We start from the raw sequence: 528 nt of genomic DNA on the forward strand, positions 1-528 counted from the left end.
GGGCTGCGCCCCGCGGCGGAGCCGTACGCGCGGGCGGCGCGACGCGGGGCGGTGGTCGCGGTGGACCTGCCGAGCGGGGTGGACGCCGACACCGGCGAGGTGCCGGGCGTGGCGCTGCGCGCGGACGTCACGGTCTGCTTCGGCACGTACAAGCCCGGTCTGCTGATCGACCCGGGGGCCTCGTACGCGGGCGCCGTGCAGCTGGTCGGCATCGGGCTGGAGCCGCCCGCCGCGGAGGTGACGGCGCTCCAGCACGCGGACGTGGCGGCGCTGCTGCCGGTGCCGGGCGCGGAGAGCGACAAGTACCGGCGCGGCGTGGTCGGGGTGGCGGCCGGCTCGGCGACCTACCCGGGGGCGGCGCTGCTCGCGGTGGCCGGGGCGCTGCACGGGGGCGCGGGAGCCGTCCGGTACGTGGGAACGGCGGCCGAGGAGGTGGTGCGGCGCTTCCCGGAGGTGCTGGTCACCGAGGGCGGTCCGGCCGGGGCCGGGCGGGTGCAGGCCTGGGTGGTCGGGCCGGGCGGCGGCGAG

General features: G+C 80.3%; 1 protein-coding gene. It reads left to right on the plus strand.

Annotated features, from left to right (window positions below):
- Positions 1-528, plus strand: a 528-nt coding sequence (locus tag AE652_RS42875) for an NAD(P)H-hydrate epimerase (protein WP_049661835.1), incomplete at both ends; no start/stop codon positions are given.

Source organism: Kitasatospora sp. MY 5-36, assembly GCF_001182915.1.
In the GTDB taxonomy this organism is placed as follows: Bacteria; Actinomycetota; Actinomycetes; order Streptomycetales; family Streptomycetaceae; genus Kitasatospora.